Below are 17,168 nucleotides of genomic sequence, written 5' to 3' on the forward strand. Positions count from 1 at the left end.
CGGCGAGCGCAGCGGCACCCGGAGGCCTTCGCCAGGCATGGCCTGGCGCTATCAAGGCTGCGTGGATCCCTTCGCTACCGACGCAAGGACGACTGGTAGCGCCGGGCCACGCACGGCGAGCGCAACGGCCCCTGATGACATCCGCCAGGCATGGCTGGCGCTACGTTCACGATGCGCTGGCCGCCGCCCCGCCGTGCCTGCACCTGCACACGGCCCTCACACCGCCCCCGTCCAGCCGGCGCTATGCTCCGCCAGCGCGGGAGGCTGCCGCCCCACACGCAGATCAGCGGTTTCAGCGTACCCCAACGAGGATTCCATGATGGCCAGGCTCTTCCCGCATTACGGGCTGCTGGCGTTGTGCAGCCTTGCCCTCCCTGCAGCTGCCGTGGCCCAGGACGCGTCGATCGGCTTCGGCCAGGACACCACCACCACGCAGTCGTCCAGCAGCAGCTCGCAGACCACCGTCACCACCCAGTCGGACACCGGCACCAGCCAGGACGGCAGCGACCAGGCGCAGGGCGATTCCGGTTTCGGCAACATGGGCTCGATGACCACCGAGACCACGACCACCGGCAGTTCGCATTCGGAATCACGCAGCCACGGTTCCGACGTCGAAGTGGATATCGGCCGCCCCGACAACCGCGGTGACGATTGGGGCCGTGACCGCCACCGCGGTGGCCCCCCGATCAATGACAGCGATCTGTTCGGCGACTGGACGCTGGGCCAGGAGAACGGCAGCAGCTGCACCATCACGCTGAAGGACAGCCAGTGGTTCGGCGGCTACGGCGCGTGGGTGCCGGCCGGCTGCCCCGATGGCTTCTTCTCGGTCAACCGCTGGCTGTTGTCAGGCAACCAGCTGCTGCTGACCGACACCAACAACCAGGTCATCGGCCGTTTCCGCCCGAGCGGTGGCGGACGCTGGTCGGGCCGCCGCGAGTCTGACGGTACCCGCATCTACCTCAACCCCCGACAGCGCTGAGCGGACCGTATACGCGGCACGGACACCCCCCATCGCACCATGGGGTGTCCGTTCCACCTGTCCCCTGACATGGCCGCTCCCACAGGCTCACGCCTGGTCGTCTACGCCGCACTGTTCGGCAACCTTGCCATCGCCATCGCCAAGTTCGTCGCCGCCGGCATCTCCGGCAGTTCGGCCATGCTGAGCGAAGGCGTGCATTCGCTGGTCGATACGCTCAACGAAGTCCTGCTGCTGTACGGCCTGCACCGTGCCGAGAAGTCGCCCGACACGCTGCATCCGTTCGGCTATGGGCGTGAGCTGTACTTCTGGAGCTTCATCGTCGCCCTGCTGGTGTTTGCCGCCGGCGCCGGTGTATCGGCCTACGAAGGCATCCAGCACATCCGCCATCCGCAGCCGGCCACGAACCATGCCCTCAGCTACACGGTGCTGGGCGTATCGCTGCTGTTCGAGGGCAGCTCGTGGTACATCGCCCTGCGCGAATTCCGCCGCAGCAAGGGGTCGATGGGCTACTTCGAGGCCTTCCGGCGCAGCAAGGACCCGTCCACCTTCACCGTGCTGCTGGAAGACAGCGCGGCGCTGCTCGGCCTGGGCTTCGCGCTCGCCGGCCTGCTCGCTGCGCAGCTGTTGGACATGCCCGTGCTCGACGGGGTGGCCTCCCTGTGCATCGCCGCCGTGCTCGCGGTGACCGCCTTCCTGCTGGCCCGCGAAACCAAGGGCCTGCTGGTGGGTGAACCGGCGCACCCGGCGGTGGCACAGCGGATCATGGCGGTGGCGGTGACTGATCCCGACCTGCTGCGTGCCAATGGCGTGACCACCATGCAGATGGGCCCGGAACAGGTGGTCGCCATGCTCAGTGCCGAGTTCGAGGATGACCGCCGGACACCGCAGATCGAAGCCTGCATCACCCGTATCGAGACGGCGGTCAAGGACGAATTTCCCGAACTGGTGGCATTGTTCGTCAAACCGCAGGCCCCGGAAGTCTTCGCAGCACGGCAGGCCGCCTTGAAGAAACACACCTGAGACGCCCTCGGCCGACCTCACGCGGGCATCACCCGGGAACGCGGAATGCTAACAATTACCCCACTAGCGTGGGGCCTGCCCCGCCCTTCCCTGCAGAAGCCAGCGCGTCAGTTATGGATGAAGCTTTCCGACTTTGCGAGATCGACCGCCTGGGAGTGCTCGACACTCCGTCCGAACCCGTCTTCGATGCGATCGTCGCCGCCGCCCAGGCTGCCACCGGCATGCCGATGGGGCTGATTTCCATCGTTGCCGAGCACCGGCAATGGTTCAAGGCCAACATCGGCCTGCCGGACACCAACGAAGCGCCGCGCGATATCTCCTTCTGCACGCACGCCATCGAGCGCGATGCACTGATGGAGATCCCCGACGCGCGCCAGGATCCGCTGTTCGCCAGCAACCCGCTGGTCACGGGCGGGCCGCGCATCCGCCATTACGCCGGCATCCCACTCGGCACCGCGCATGGCGCGCGCATCGGCACGCTGTGCCTGCTCGACACCATGCCCGGCGTCCTTTCCCCCTCGCAGCGCGAACTGATGGTGCATCTGGGCCGGGTCACCACCCAGGTGCTGGAACAGCGCGCCACGCTGCTGCAGAAAGTCGACCAGGCGCAGCACCTGCACAGCGACCTCAAGCGCAGCGAGGATTTCCTCGAACGCACCAACACCGCCGCCAAGGTCGGTGGCTGGGAACTGGACCTGACCAGCAACGAGGTGCGCTGGACCCGCGAAACCAAGCAGATCCATGGCGTGCGCGCCAGCTACCAGCCGACCCTGGACAGCGCCCTCTCGTTCTATCGCGAGGACAGCCGCGCCATCATCCGGGCCTCGGTGCAGCGTTGCATCGACGCCGGCACGCCGTGGGAAGTGCAGCTGCCGATGTCCACCGCCGACGGCCGCGCGATCTGGACGCGCGTGGTCGGCAGCCGCCAGCAGGTCGAGGGGCGGCCACGCCTGGTCGGGGCCATCCAGGACATCACCGAGGAACGCGCCGTGCTGGACGCACTGGAGGCCAGCGAAGTGCGCTACCGCCGCCTGTTCCACTACAGCCTGGGCCTGATCTGCACGCACACCCTCGACGGCACCGTCACCTCGGTGAATCCGGCGGCGGTGCAGTCGCTGGGGTTCCCCGAGAGCCAGATGGTCGGCCGCAGCCTGTGCGACCTCATGCCCGCGGACAAGCGCGATGCCTTCAAAGCCTACCTGGCGCGGATCGAGAGCAACCACACCGATGCCGGCGTGATCGAGCTGATCGCCGCCGATGGCAGCCGCCGCTACTGGGCCTACAACAACGTCCTCGACAGCGAGGCGCACCCGCCCTTCGTGCTCGGCCACGCGCAGGACGTCACCGCGCTGCGGCAGCAGGAAGAACGCCTGCGCGAACTGTCCCAGCGCGACCCGCTGACGCTTTGCCACAACCGCCGCTACCTGCACCGCCTGGAACAGCTGGAGACCGAATCCTGGGCCTGCGTGGTGTTCGACCTGGACCACTTCAAACAGGTCAACGACACCCAGGGCCATCGTCGCGGCGATGCCATCCTTGTCGAGTTTGCCGCCTTCCTGCGCTCGCCCTTGGGTGCCGGGGAAAGCGAAGTCCGGCTGGGCGGCGATGAATTCATGGTGGTGCTGATCCAGCCGGCCCGTGAGCGCCTGCAGGCGCTGCTGGACTGGTACGAGCATAACGCCGGCCTCGCCCCGATCGCGTTCTCCATGGGCGCGGCCACACATGCCCGTGGCGAGCTGGTCGCCGACACCATCCATCGCGCCGACAACGGCCTGTACAGCACCCGCGAGCAGGTCCGCCGGGTCCAGCGCGAGGATGACGCCGTGATGCCGGGGACGTCCGCATCCACATCCGATTGAGCCTTCCATCACGCCCAGCAGCCAGCGCTGCGGGCACCCTGTCAGCAGGTTCTACGGAGACAGTGCCATGCCCAATACCGGTCGTTTTTTCGTATTGGCTCTCTATGCAGACAGGGACCCGGCAGGCGCCATCGTGCAGGTCCGTTCGATGGCACTGCGCTGCGAAGCCTGCGGTCAGGTCACCCGCACCGATGGTGCACAGATCGCGCGTTTGGATGGCGGCACCATCCTCGCCTGCACCCATTGCGGCGCCACCCAGGCCGTGGCCAATGCGCGGCTGGAGGAGTGCGGTCACGTACTGGCCGTCACCTCGCCGGCCATCGCTGCTACAGGAGGGTTGCCGCTTCCAGGGCAAGGACGCGGCTGACCGTGGAGGCGCCGCTCAGGCGCCGCTGCCTGGCCCGTGCAGGAAGTCGTCCATGCGCTGCAGTTCGTCGTCCAGCGCCGCGCGGAACGCCGCTTCGCGCGGCGCCTTGCCAGTAACGTAACCCAACGCCGGTTGCAGTCGGCCCTCGGTCGTCGTGATGTTGGCCCAGCCGATGATCTGGTCGCGCCACAGCAGCGGCAGTGCGTAATAGCCGAACCGCCGCTTCGCTGCAGGTGTGTAGGCCTCGAACTTGTAGGTCCAGCCCCAGAGCAGTTCGAAGCGGCGACGATCCCATGCCACCGGATCGAATGGGGCCAGCAGGCGAACCTGCTCGTCCACGGCGAAGCGCCGCGAGCGCGGATTCTCTTCCGCCGGCCAGTACCAGGTCGTCCCGTCGACAACGGCGCTGGCCAGCGTCTGCCGGGCGTCGCGCAGCGCCTGCTGCAGCGGTGCCGCCAGGTGCGGCGCGCCATAGCCAAGCAGGCGCACCAGGTAGGTCAGGCTGGCGGCCGGCAGGGGCGCGTACTTGCGCACCACCAGGTCGACCAGCGCGGCGGCACGCTGCGCCTGCGCGGCCGCGCCGGCGTCTGCCTGCGGGTGGTCGGCCACGCTGTAGATGCGTGTTCCGCTGTCGCGCCGCTGCACGCGCAGCATGCCGCGGTAGTGCATGCCATCGAGCAGATGGGTGCTGGCGTTGCTGGTGCCGCCCCAGTAGTTGGTCACCCGGCCATGCGCGAAGGCCTGGTCCACCTCGCGGGGATGCACGCTGCCACGCGCCTGCACGAATTCGAGCACCTCGGCCGCCTTGCGGCGGGTCGCCGCATCCCACACCCTCGATGAGACCCGCGGATGCATCAGCGCCAGCAGTTCGCGCGGCAGAAAGCCATAGTTGACCAGGCAGTCCTCTTCCACCGGCAGGCGCGCGTAGCGTCGTTCCAGATCACCGGCCCGATAGCCCTTGACCCGGTGCCGCAGGGTCAGATCCTGGGCGCGGGCGGGAGCCCGGATGGGATCGGCCTGGACGAACCCGAGGCGACGGATGGCCGCCAGCAGGGTCGTTGGCCTGAACAGCGTGCGCGCTACGGCGTAACGGCGCAGATCATCGAGGGTCGGCGTGGCGGGCATGCCCCATTGTCGGCCATCGCTCAGCGGCCGGCCACCATCGCATAGCCCGCCAGCACCGCCAGGTGGCCCACGTAGTAGAGGTAGAACGACCAGCGCCAGCGCGGCACCCGCCACGGCACCCGGGCCAATGCCCACAGCAGCGGCACCGCCAGCAGCGCCCAGCCGTTGCCATTGGTCCAGCACAGCGCGGCCAAGGCCGGCAGCGGCAGCCACCACAGCCGGTTGCGGAACGCGATCCAGCCCAGCACCACCAGCGCCACGCCCGCCCACTGGTAGTCGACCAGCATCGGCAGCACGCCGCCCGCCAGCAGTATCAGCCAGGCCCGGCCCTGCGCCAGCGCGAGCACGGCCAGCGCCGCAACGGCGAAGGTCAGCAGGATGTTCAATGGAAGCGGCTGCCCGAAGGCCAACAGATGCAGCGGCTGGGCGATCGCGCCCCAGAGCAGCAGGCGCCGGATCGATTTGCCGAGGTCAGCGCCGGGCTGGGCCAGGTTGCAGGCCATCACCAGGGCGAACAGCGGAAACGCGACGCGCCCCAGCTCGCTGACAACCGGCACATAGCCACCGAACACAACCTTGGCGACGTGGTCGCCGGTCATCAGCAGCAGCGCGATCCACTTCAGCAGCTCGCGTCCGCCACTGCTGAGCGTATACGGCACTGCGGCCTGCTTCGCTGCATCCTGCTGGTCCATGCCGTTCCTGGAGTGATGGTGGCCTGCGCGCGCGGCCGTTCCTGTACGCCGAGGATACTGGAACCACACGCGATGCGACGCCGTCCGACCGGCACCGCTATGCTTGTCGTTCCTGCTCGTGAGACACCGCCATGCGTACGCTCTTTCCGCCGATCACGCCTTACTGCGAGCACCGCCTTGCCGTGGATGCGCTGCATACGCTGCATATCGAGGAATGCGGCAACCCGGAGGGCATCCCCGCCGTGTTCCTGCATGGTGGCCCCGGGGCCGGCGTCTCGCCCACACATCGCCGCTTCTTCGACCCGGCGCGCTACCGCATCGTACTGATCGACCAGCGCGGCTGCGGCCGTTCCACGCCGTTCGGCGAACTGCGTGACAACACCACCGCGCACCTGGTCGAGGACATCGAGCGGGTGCGTGAGCACCTCGGCATTGAACGCTGGCTGGTGTTCGGCGGCTCCTGGGGCTCCACGCTGGCGCTGGCCTACGCACAGGCCCACCCCGAGCGCGCGACCGGCGTGATCGTGCGCGGTGTGTATCTGGGCCGCGCCGAGGAGAACGCCTGGTTCGCCGAGGCGGACGGCGGCGCCCGCTGGATCTTCCCCGAACGCTGGGCGCGCTACGAAGCGCATATTCCGGAGGACGAGCGTGGCGACCTGATTGCCGCGTACTGGAAACGGCTGGACAGCGCAGACCCTGCCACGCGCATTGCCGCGGGCCTCGCCTGGCTGGGGTGGGAAGACCACGCCGCCACGCTGGTGCACGATGTCGATGCGGTCTCCGATGCCGATCCGCTGGATACGCTGGCCAAGGCCCGCATCGAGGCGCACTACTTCCGCCACAACGCATTTCTCGAGCACGGCCAGCTGCTGCGCGACGTCGACCGCATCCGCCATCTGCCCGCGGTGATCGTGCAGGGACGCTACGACATCATCTGCCCGGCCCGCAGCGCCTGGGACCTGTCCTGCGCCTGGCCGGAAGCCCGGCTGGAGATGGTGCTGTCCGGGCACAGCGCGACCGAGCCGGCCACCACCGATGCGTTGGTCCGCGCGACCGACGCGTTCGCGGACGGTTTGTAGATCCACGCCACGCGTGGATGCCGTTCGCCACGCATCGCGCGAAAGGCAGCCGAGCATGGCTCGGCTCTACAGGACAGGCGACCGAAGCGTTCGCGGATGGTTTGTAGATCCACGCCATCCGTGGATGCCGTTCGCCACGCATCGTGCGCGCCCATATACCAACGTATATCCGCGCTTACCCACGGGCATCTAGGCCCGGCGCGGCCGCGCGCGGACAATAGCGCCACCGGCCCACACGGGCCCCACCGATGGAGACGCTGATGGACCCCGACCCTGCCGGGCGCACCGCGCCCCCGAGTACCGCCGCCTGTTCCCTGCTGGCGCCCATCGCTGGTCCCTGTCCGCACGCGTGATGGGGGCCCCGGGCGTCGCCTGCCCGGAGTTTCCCCATGTCCTACAAGATCCTCTACATCAGCCTGCGCCGCCTGATCGGTGAGCGCGATGTCGCCGGCCTGCGCAGCCGCCTGCTGCAGCACGGCCCGGTGCTGTTCGCCCATGCGCTGGCGCTCGGCTCGCCGCGGGTCGTCGCCGACGCGCTTTCGCTGCTGCCGATCAGCGAACGCATCACCGTGCTGCGCCACCTGCCCCACCCTCTGCGCGACGCCATGAAGCCGCTGTGCATCGGCGGCAGCCAGCGCCTGCACCTGCAGCCGTGGTCGCCGTCCGTGCTGGCCCTGCGCCGCGCCTGATTCACGCCACTCCGCGACCCGGCAGCCCGGGTCGGCACTTCCGAGGATGACCCATGAGCCTGCTCAACGCCTGGTTCAACGCCTTCCTGCGCAGCCGCCGCGCAGGAAGCCTGTTCCGCCGCCGCGCCTTGCCCGAGGCCGGCTTTGGCCGTGGTGCCGCCCAGGCCGCGCCTTCCGCACTCACCGATGGCCTGCTGACCCTGGCCCGACTCGACGATGCCCGCCTGCTGGCCGCGCTGGATTCGCACAGCGATGGCCTCAGCCCGCAGGAGGCCACCGAGCGCCTGGCCCGTCTCGGCCCCAATGAAGTCGATCACGAAAAGCCGCTGCCGTGGTGGCGCCATCTGTGGCAGTGCTACCGCAATCCGTTCAACCTGCTGCTCAGCGTGCTGGCGGCCGTGTCCTGGTTGACCGAGGACGCCAAGGCCACGGTGGTGATCGCTGCGATGGTGGTGCTCTCCACCCTCATCCGCTTCGTCCAGGAGGGTCGCTCCAACCGCGCCGCCGAACGGCTGAAGGCGCTGGTCGGCAACACCTCCCGGGTCCTGCGCCGCAGCGCGGGCACCGAGGCGGCGGAACTGGCCGACCAGTACTTCGGCGCGCATCTGCACAGCAGGCGTCCCTCGCGCCTGCTCGACCTGCCGATCCGTGCGCTGGTGCCGGGCGACCACATCGTGCTCTCGGCCGGCGACATGATTCCGGCCGACTGCCGCGTGCTGAGCGCCAAGGACCTGTTCGTGGCCCAGGCCGCGATGACCGGCGAGTCGCTGCCGGTGGAGAAATTCGCCAGCCCGGGCGACGCCGAGGCCGGCCTGATGGAACAGGCCAACCTGCTGTTCATGGGCACGAATGTGGTGTCGGGCACGGCCACGGCGGTGGTGCTGGCCACCGGCAACCGCACCTACTTCGGCACGCTGGCCCAGCGCAGCACCGCCACCGAGCGCGCGCCGACCGCGTTCCAGGCCGGGGTGAACAGTGTCAGCTGGCTGCTGATCCGCTTCGCCCTGGTGATGGTGCCGTTCGTGCTGCTCATCAACGGCTGGACCAAGGGCGACTGGACCGAAGCCTTCCTGTTCGCGCTGTCGGTGGCGGTCGGGCTGACCCCGGAAATGCTGCCGATGATCGTCACCTCCACCCTCGCCAAGGGCGCGGTGCTGCTGTCGCGGCAGCGAGTGATCGTCAAGCGCCTCGACGCGATCCAGAACTTCGGTGCGATGGAGGTGCTGTGCACCGACAAGACCGGCACCCTCACCCAGGACCGCATCGCGCTGGAGCGCCACACCGATGTGTTCGGCCAGGACTCGGAGGACGTGCTGAAGTTCGCCTACCTCAACAGCCACTTCCAGACCGGGCTGATCAACCTGCTCGACCGTGCCGTGCTCGAGCACGTGGAGCTGCAGAGCTCGCTGCGCCTGTCGCAGGACTACCGCAAGGTCGACGAGATTCCGTTCGACTTCCAGCGCCGCCGCATGTCGGTGGTGGTGGCCGAACGCGAGGACCACCACGAGCTGATCTGCAAGGGCGCGGTGGAAGAGATGCTGGCGGTGTGCAGCACCGTGCGCGAGGGCGACATCGACCAGCCGCTGGATGCGGCACGGCTGGCACGGGTACGGCAGACCACCGAGGAACTGAACGAACAGGGCCTGCGCGTGGTGGCCGTGGCGATGAAGGAGACCGCGGCCAGCCAGTCGGTGTATTCGCAGGCCGATGAGTGCGGCCTGACCCTGGTCGGCTACGTGGCCTTCCTCGACCCGCCCAAGGAATCGACCGCACAGGCCCTGCAGGCGCTGGCTGCGCATGGGGTGGAGGTCAAGGTCTTCACCGGCGACAACGAACTGGTCACCGCCCGCGTCTGCGCCCAGGTCGGTCTGGAGGTCGATGCCATCGTGACCGGGCCGCAGATCGAACGCATGGACGATGCTTCGCTCGCGCAGGCCCTGCAGCAGCACCGGGTGTTCGCCCGCCTGACGCCGCTGCACAAGGAGCGGCTGGTGCGCTGCCTGCGCGCGCAGGGCAAGGTGGTCGGCTTCCTCGGCGATGGCATCAACGATGCCCCCGCCCTGCGCGCGGCAGACATCGGCATCAGCGTGGACAGCGCGGTGGACATCGCCAAGGAAGCGGCCGACATCATCCTGCTGGAGAAGAGCCTGATGGTGCTGGAGGACGGCGTCATCCAGGGCCGGCGCACGTTCTGCAACATGCTCAAGTACATCCGCATGACCGCCAGTTCCAACTTCGGCAACGTGTTCTCGGTGCTGGTCGCTTCGGCGTTCCTGCCGTTCCTGCCGATGCTGCCGCTGCAGCTGCTGGTGCAGAACCTGCTGTACGACATCTCGCAGATCGCCATCCCGTTCGACAACGTGGACGAGGAACTGGTGCGCCAGCCGTTGAAGTGGAACCCGGCCGACATCGGGCGCTTCATGGTGTTCTTCGGGCCGATCAGCTCGATCTTCGACCTCTGCTGCTTCGCGCTGATGTGGCATGTGTTCGACGCGCGCACGGTGGCCGACCAGAGCCTGTTCCAGTCCGGCTGGTTCGTGGTCGGCCTGCTCACCCAGACCCTGATCGTGCACATGATCCGCACGCCCAAGGTGCCGTTCCTGCAGAGCATCGCCGCGCCGGCCCTGCTGCTGATGACCGCGGCGATCATGGCGATCGGCGTGCTGCTGCCGATGAGCCCGCTGGCCGGCTATTTCAAGCTGCAGGCGCTGCCGCTGGGTTACTGGCCGTTCCTGGTGGCGATCCTGTTCGGCTATGCGGTGCTGACCACGGCAATGAAGCGGCTCTACATCCGCCGCTACGGGTGGCAGTGATGCTGGGCCTGCAGGTGAACCTGCCGCCGTTCGACGCCGGTGCGACGCTGGGCTCGATGCTGAGCCTGACCGTGGCCTTCGTGCTCGGCGCAGCGATCGGGCTGGAGCGGCAGCTGCGCCAGCGCACCGCCGGACTGCGCACCAACACGCTGGTGGCGGTGGGTGCGGCGGTGTTCGTGGATCTGGCGGTGCGCTTCCACGATCTGTACGGCGGCCCGCCCTCGCCGCTGCACGTGGTCGCCTACGTGATCTCCGGCGTCGGTTTCCTCGGCGCCGGCGCGATCATGAAGGACGGTGCACAGGTCTCGGGCCTGAATACTGCGGCCACGCTGTGGGGCTCGGCGGCCGTCGGTGCCTGTGCCGGCGTCAAGCTGCTGCCGGAAGCGGTGATGGCGGCGGTGTTCGTGCTGGCCGCCAACACCCTGCTGCGGCCGGTGGTCAACCGCATCCAGCGGCAGCCGCTGGCGCAGGGTTTCAGCGAGGCGACGTATGCGATCAACGTGGTCTGCCAGCGCGAACAGCAGGCCGAGGTGCTGGACCGGCTGCTGCTGCTGCTCGAGCAGGCGAAGTACCCGGTGCGTGCGGTGGACCAGCGGCCATTCGGCGAACGCGACGTGGAGATCGAGGCGGTGCTGTATGCCACCTCGGTCGACGCTGCGGAACTGGATGCGGTGCTGGAGAACCTGGCCGGCACGGCCGGCGTGTTGCAGGGGTTCTGGAATGCCAGCCTCGAAGAATGACCCACCCCGGTACTGCCGGCATGTTCGCACCCCGGTAGCGCCGGCCGCTGGCCGGCATTGCCCACCAAGGTGGGCATCTACCAGACCCGCCGCTTATCATCCCCCCACCACCCGCCAGGGAGCTGTTCCCGATGCCGTCGCTATCGCCCCGCCGCCCGCTGGCGCTGCTCGCCCTGATCGTGGTGATGGCGGCGATCTTCCTGCTCGACACCGTCACCGACTATGCCGTGGCCGCCGCCTGCTTCTACGCGGCAGTCATCCTCGCGGCGTCACGGTTGATGGCCCCGCGCGGCCTGCTCATCCTGGCGGCCGCCTGCATCGCGCTCACCGGCCTGAGCTTCTTTCTCACCCGCTTCGGCACCTACCGTATCGGCCTGGTCAACTCGACCATCGGCATGCTGGTCATCGGCATCACCACCTGGCTGGTGCTGAAAATGGAGGCGGCCAAGGCGGCCGTGCAGGAAGCCCAGGCGCGCCTGCTGCGGGTGGCCCGCGCTTCCACGGTGGGCGAATTGACCACTTCGATCGCCCATGAAGTGAACCAGCCACTGGCCGCCATCGCCAGCAGCGCCGAGGCCAGCCAGCGCTGGTTGGCGCAATCGCCCGCCAATGTCGACAAGGCGCTTCAGGCCATCGCCCGCATCCTGTCCGATGCGCACCGCGCCAGTGACGTGATTGCCAGGATCCGCGGCCTGACCCAGGGCGCCGCGCCCGAACGCCGCGCCTTCGACCTGAACCAGGCCGTGCAGGACATGCTGGCCCTGTCACGCAATGAACTGGACCAGCACCAGGTGGATGTGGCGCTGCTGCTCGATGCGGACCTGCCGCCGGTCTTCGCCGATCCCGTGCAGGTGCAGCAGGTGATCGGCAACCTGCTGTTGAACGCGGTCGACGCGATGGCCCTGCTGCCGCCTGCCGAGCGGCGTGTTGCGCTGGCGACGGCGCGCAATGGCCGCGGCCAGGTCAGCCTGAGCGTGCGCGACCGTGGCGTCGGCCTGCCCAGCGAGCAGCCGGACCGCGTCTTCGATGCGTTCTGGACCACCAAGGACCATGGCCTCGGCCTGGGCCTCAGCCTGAGCCGTTCGATGATCGAGGCCAACGGTGGCCGCATCCGCGCCGAGCGCCCGGCCGGCGGCGGCGCCTGTTTCGTGTTCGAACTGCCGGCCGCCGGCAAGGATGACCATGCGTAAGCCACTCACACCGCCAGCCGAGCTGGCGCCCATCGTCTACGTCGTCGACGACGACGCGTCCGTGCGCGCGGCACTGGAGGACCTGCTGGCCTCGATGGGGCTGCAGGTGCGCGCCTTCGCCTCCACCCAGGCCTTCCTCGACCACCCGCGCGACGATGCCCCGGCCTGCCTGGTGCTGGATGTGCGCATGCCCGGCCAGAGCGGCCTGGACTTCCACCGCAGCATGGCGGACCTGGGCCTGCAGCTGCCGGTGGTGTTCATTACCGGCCACGGCGACATCGCCATGGGCGTCAACGCGATCAAGGCCGGCGCCATCGAGTTCCTGACCAAACCCTTCCGCGACCAGGAGCTGCTCGACGCCATCCACAAGGGCATCGCCCTGGATCGCGAGCGCCGCCGCGAAGGCGAGGCGCTGGGCGAGCTGCAGGCGCGCTGGCAGACGCTCAGCGCCGGCGAACGCGACGTGGTCGACGGCGTGGTACGCGGCCGGCTCAACAAGCAGATCGCCGCCGACCTGGGCGTCAGCGAGATCACGGTGAAAGTGAGGCGCGCGCAGGTGATGCGCAAGATGGAGGCGCGCACGCTCGTCGACCTGGTGCGCATGTATGACCGCCTGCAGGCTGCTGCGCCATGAACGCCTACGTGGCCCTGCTGCGTGCGGTGAACGTGGGCGGTACCGGCAAGCTGCCCATGGCCGAACTGGTGGCGATGTGCATGGACGCCGGCTTCGGCGAGGTGCGCACCTACATCGCCAGCGGCAACGTGGTGTTCCGCAGCAGCGCGGACGAGGTGACGGTACGCGATGCCCTGGCGGCGCGACTGCACGCCTACGCCGGCAGACCGGTGGGCGTGCTGGTGCGCAGCGCCGCGGAAATGGCCGACGTGGCCGCACGCAACCCGTTCCCGCAGGCCGCCGGCAACCGCGTGGTGGCGCTGTTCGTCGATGGCCCGCTGCCGAGCGACCCGCTGCAGGGCGTGACAGGTCGGAACGGCGAACAGCTGGCGCTGGGGCCACGCGCACTGTACGTGCACTACGGCGACGGCATGGCCGATTCGAAGCTGCGCATTCCCTGCGCGGCCCACGGCACCGCGCGCAACCTCAACACCGTCACCAAGCTTGCGATGATGGCGGCCAGGCTGGCCTGAGCGCTGCGCCAACCATCGCGCTTATTGCAGCCATGAGCAATACGCGAAACGGGAAAAGAAGGGGCCGTGATAGCGTCGTTGCACCTTCACCCGCGACCTTTCCGCATGCGCCTGCTGCCTCTTGCCCTCGCCTTTGCCACCTGCCTGCCGCTGGCCGCCCATGCCGCCGAACCGGTGCTGCCGCAGCTGAAGGCCTACACCGTTGATCCCTCCTGGCTGCAGCCGATCACCCCGCTGCAGATTGCCGACCACACCTGGCAGATCGGTACTGCCAACCTCACCTCGCTGCTGGTGCAGACCCCGCAGGGGGCGGTACTGCTGGACGGCGGCATGCCACAGATGGCCGATCACCTGCTGCACAACCTGCAGCTGCGCGGCGTGGCCCCGGCCGACCTGCGCGTGATCCTGCTCAGCCACGCCCATGCCGACCATGCCGGGTCGGTGGCCGAACTCAAGCGCCGCACTGGCGCGCGCATACTGGCCAATGCGGAGTCTGCGGTGCTGCTGGCCCGTGGTGGCAGTGATGACCTGCACTTCGGTGATCGGTTCGCCTTCCCGCCGGCCCAGGTCGATCGCATCATCATGGATGGCGAGACCGTCGACGTCGGCGGCGTGCGCTTCACCGCGCATTTCGTGCCGGGCCACACCCCGGGCAGCACGGCCTGGACCTGGACGGATACCCGTAACGGCAAGCCGGTGCGCATCGCCTACGCCGACAGCCTGGGTGCGCCGGGCTACACGTTGAAGGACAACCCGCGTTACCCGCATCTGGTCGAGGACTTCCGCCGCAGTTTCGCCACCGTGCGCGCCCTGCCCTGCGACGTGCTGCTGACCCCGCACCCGGGAGCCAGTGGCTGGGACTATGCGGCGGGGGCTGCGGCCGGCGCCAAGGCGGTGACCTGCGGTGCGTATGCGGATGCCGCGCAGCAGAAGCTCGACGCAGCCCTGGCCCGGTAGAGTCGAGCTTGCTCGACTGGCCTTTGTAGAGTCGAGCCATGCTCGACTGTTCTGGAGCAGCCGAGCATGGCTCGGCTCTACACAAGGCAAGGGCAGCCGAGCATGGCTCGGCTCTACACAAGGCAAGGGCAGCCGAGCATCGCTCGGCTCTACGGAAAGCACAGGCCGCTACGGCACCTCGGCCATCGCGCGCACCCGCACCGGGATCGATTTGGCCGCCGGCGTGCCGCTGATGCGGTCATGGTAGTCCAGCGGCAGCAGCGGATTCAGTTCCGGGTAGTACCCCGCCAGCGCGCCGCGCGGCATCGGATAGTCCAGTACGGTCAGGCCCTCGATGCGCCGTACCACGCCATCGCCGGCGATGGTCTCCAGGCTCACCCGCGCTTCCTTGCCAAGCCCACGTGCCAGCCGGTCCTCGATGTTCATGAACACCACGTTGCGGTCGTTGTAGACGCCACGGTAGCGATCGCTGTAACTGTAGATGGTGGTGTTGTACTGATCGTGCGACCGCACCGTGGCCAGGCGCAGCATGTCAGGGTCGTCCACGATGTCATTCACCTCCAGGCCGGGCATCACCAGGATGTTTGCCTTGCCGGTGTCTGTCGGCCACACCCGACGGCGCGGCGCGATGTCCAGATGAAAGCCATGTGGCTGCTGGATGCGCTCATTGAAGCCGGCGTAGATTTCCGGGTAGACCGCTGCGATCAGTTCGCGGATCGGCGCGTAGTCGTGCATGCAGGACGCCCAGTCCACCCGGCTGTCCGGCAGCGTGGCCATGGCCATGCGACAGACGATCTCCACTTCCGGGAGCACGTGTTCGCTGACCGGCTCGAGCACGCCGCGCGAGGCGCTGACATTGGACATCGCATCTTCGATGGTCACGAACTGCTCGCCGGCCGGCGTGCGGATCCATTCCGAGCGCGCCACCACCGGCAGGATCAGCGCATCGCGGCCATGCACCAGATGGCCACGGTTGAGCTTGGTGGCAATGCCCACGGTCAGCTCCAGCCGCTGCATCGCCTCGTAGGCACGCGGCGTATCGGGCACGGCATGGATGAAATTGCCGCCCAAGCCGATGAACACCTTGGCCTGTCCGTCCAGCATGGCCTGGATGGATTCGACCACGTGATGGCCATTCGCGCGCGGCGGATCGAAGCCGAACACCTCGCGCACCCGGTCCAGGTAGGCCGGCTTGGGCTTCTCGTCGATGCCGACGGTACGGTCGCCCTGCACGTTGGAGTGGCCACGGATGGGGCCGATGCCAGCGCCGCGCTTGCCGAAATTGCCACGCAGCAACAGCAGGTTGGCCACCTGCTGCAGCAGGCGCGAGCCATACTGATGCTGGGTCAGGCCCATGCCGTAGCAGATCACCGTGGCCTGCGAGCGGATGTAGATATCCGCGCAGCGCCGGATCTGCACCTCGGCGATGCCCGACACCCGCACGATCTCGTCCCAGTCCTGCGCCATCACGTCCTCGCGCAGCGCATCAAGGCCCAGGGTGTGCTCGGCCAGGAAGGCGTGGTCAAGGACGCTCTCGCCCTGCGCCTCGCGCTCGAACATCACCTTCATGATGCCCTTGATGAAGGCGAGGTCGCCGCCGATGCGGATGTGCACGAACTCGCTGGTGATCTCGGTCGAGCCCAACGTGGCCATCTGCACGATGTCCTGCGGCTCGGTGAAGCGGATCAGCGCACGCTCGGGCATCGGGTTGACCGCCACGATGGGGATGCCGCGTTTGCGCGCTTCCACCAGGTTGCTCATCATCCGCGGCGAATTGGTGCCGGTGTTCTGGCCCATCACGAAGATCGCCTCGGCATGCTCGAAGTCGTCCAGCACGATGGTGCCTTTGCCCACCCCGATCACCGGCGGCAGGCCGCGGCTGGTGGGTTCATGGCACATGTTGGAGCAGTCCGGGAAATTGTTGGTGCCGAACTCACGCACGAAGATCGAGTACAGGAACGCCGCTTCGTTCGGCGTGCGCCCGGAGGTGTAGAACTCGGCCTGGTCGGGATGGTCGAGCGCGCGCAGGTGCTGGCCGATCAGCGAGAAGGCCTCGTCCCAGGTACACGGCACGTAGTGATCGCTTGCCGCGTCGTAGCGCATCGGCTCGGTCAGCCGCCCCTGCATCTCCAGCCAGTAGTCGCTCTGTTCCATCAGTTCGCTGACGGTGTGTTCGGCGAAGAGCTCACGCGTTACACGGTGCTCGGTCGCCTCCCAGGCCAATGCCTTGGCACCGTTCTCGCAGAACTCGAACTTCCGCCGATGGTCGGCGTCGGGAAAGGCGCAGCTGGGGCACTTGAAGCCGTCCGGCTGGTTCATCGCCAGCAGCGCCTTGGAGCCCTTGCCGACCACGCTCTGCTGCAGCAGCACTTTGGCCGTCGCCCCGGCCGCACCCCAGCCACCGGCCGGTTGGTTGTAGGAGGTGTATCGCGGCGGCTTCTGTTCGGACATGGCTCGGCAACCTGGTAGCGCGCAAGGGACCGGGGCCAGTCAAGCACGACCACGGCCGTCG

General features: G+C 68.2%; 15 protein-coding genes. 12 read left to right on the forward strand and 3 right to left on the reverse strand.

From position 1 onward, the window contains the following. Positions 1-316: 316 nt before the first annotated feature. The 4 genes from IAE56_RS09835 (at position 317) to IAE56_RS09850 (ending at position 4,225) form a co-directional block, all read left to right on the forward strand. Entirely contained in the window at positions 317-979 is a 663-nt protein-coding gene (locus IAE56_RS09835) for an AprI/Inh family metalloprotease inhibitor (RefSeq protein WP_234455996.1), read from the forward strand. A gap of 69 nt (positions 980-1,048) precedes the next feature. Further along, positions 1,049-1,999, forward strand: coding sequence for a cation diffusion facilitator family transporter (locus IAE56_RS09840; RefSeq protein ID WP_200752402.1), 951 nt, complete (start codon positions 1,049-1,051; stop codon positions 1,997-1,999). Between the two features lie 113 nt (positions 2,000-2,112). Then, positions 2,113-3,858, forward strand: a complete 1,746-nt coding sequence (locus IAE56_RS09845; protein WP_200752403.1) for a PAS domain S-box protein — start codon at positions 2,113-2,115, stop codon at positions 3,856-3,858. 67 nt (positions 3,859-3,925) lie between these two features. Continuing rightward, positions 3,926-4,225, forward strand: coding sequence for a hypothetical protein (locus IAE56_RS09850; RefSeq protein ID WP_200752404.1), 300 nt, complete (start codon positions 3,926-3,928; stop codon positions 4,223-4,225). Between the two features lie 15 nt (positions 4,226-4,240). Here the strand turns inward: IAE56_RS09850 and IAE56_RS09855 are convergent, their stop codons facing one another. Together IAE56_RS09855 and IAE56_RS09860 are read right to left on the reverse strand one after the other, a co-directional pair. Then, complete coding sequence (locus IAE56_RS09855; protein WP_200752405.1) at positions 4,241-5,350, reverse strand: crosslink repair DNA glycosylase YcaQ family protein; 1,110 nt, start codon at positions 5,348-5,350, stop codon at positions 4,241-4,243. Between the two features lie 20 nt (positions 5,351-5,370). Next, positions 5,371-6,042: a TraX family protein gene (locus IAE56_RS09860; RefSeq protein WP_200752406.1), complete on the reverse strand. Its 672-nt coding sequence runs from the start codon at positions 6,040-6,042 to the stop codon at positions 5,371-5,373. Positions 6,043-6,173: 131 nt separating this feature from the next. On the opposite strand from IAE56_RS09860, the gene pip reads away from it, so the two are divergent. The 8 genes from pip (at position 6,174) to bla (ending at position 14,656) form a co-directional block, all read left to right on the forward strand. Next, a complete protein-coding gene (gene pip, locus IAE56_RS09865) occupies positions 6,174-7,121 on the forward strand; it encodes a prolyl aminopeptidase (protein ID WP_200752407.1) in 948 nt (315 codons plus the stop codon). A gap of 389 nt (positions 7,122-7,510) precedes the next feature. Beyond that, positions 7,511-7,810: a hypothetical protein gene (locus IAE56_RS09870; RefSeq protein ID WP_108768980.1), complete on the forward strand. Its 300-nt coding sequence runs from the start codon at positions 7,511-7,513 to the stop codon at positions 7,808-7,810. A 53-nt stretch (positions 7,811-7,863) separates the two neighbouring features. Continuing rightward, a complete protein-coding gene (gene mgtA / locus IAE56_RS09875; protein WP_200752408.1) occupies positions 7,864-10,623 on the forward strand; it encodes a magnesium-translocating P-type ATPase in 2,760 nt (919 codons plus the stop codon). Between the two features lie 2 nt (positions 10,624-10,625). After that, positions 10,626-11,363 (forward strand): MgtC/SapB family protein, encoded by a 738-nt coding sequence (locus IAE56_RS09880; protein ID WP_200752433.1) that lies wholly within the window; start codon positions 10,626-10,628, stop codon positions 11,361-11,363. 131 nt (positions 11,364-11,494) lie between these two features. Continuing rightward, positions 11,495-12,553: an ATP-binding protein gene (locus IAE56_RS09885; RefSeq protein ID WP_200752409.1), complete on the forward strand. Its 1,059-nt coding sequence runs from the start codon at positions 11,495-11,497 to the stop codon at positions 12,551-12,553. Continuing rightward, positions 12,546-13,187, forward strand: a complete 642-nt coding sequence (locus IAE56_RS09890) for a response regulator transcription factor (RefSeq protein ID WP_200752410.1) — start codon at positions 12,546-12,548, stop codon at positions 13,185-13,187. Before IAE56_RS09885 ends, IAE56_RS09890 begins: the two co-directional genes overlap by 8 nt. Beyond that, positions 13,184-13,699, forward strand: coding sequence for a DUF1697 domain-containing protein (locus tag IAE56_RS09895; protein WP_200752411.1), 516 nt, complete (start codon positions 13,184-13,186; stop codon positions 13,697-13,699). Before IAE56_RS09890 ends, IAE56_RS09895 begins: the two co-directional genes overlap by 4 nt. A 105-nt stretch (positions 13,700-13,804) precedes the next feature. Next, on the forward strand, positions 13,805-14,656 hold the full coding sequence (gene bla / locus IAE56_RS09900; protein ID WP_200752412.1) for a subclass B3 metallo-beta-lactamase: 852 nt from the start codon (positions 13,805-13,807) through the stop codon (positions 14,654-14,656). Positions 14,657-14,824: 168 nt separating this feature from the next. Here the strand turns inward: bla and IAE56_RS09905 are convergent, their stop codons facing one another. Then, on the reverse strand, positions 14,825-17,107 hold the full coding sequence (locus IAE56_RS09905; protein WP_200752413.1) for an FdhF/YdeP family oxidoreductase: 2,283 nt from the start codon (positions 17,105-17,107) through the stop codon (positions 14,825-14,827). Positions 17,108-17,168: the final 61 nt, after the last annotated feature.

Source organism: Stenotrophomonas sp. S41 (assembly GCF_016624625.1).
In the GTDB taxonomy this organism is placed as follows: domain Bacteria; phylum Pseudomonadota; class Gammaproteobacteria; order Xanthomonadales; family Xanthomonadaceae; genus Stenotrophomonas.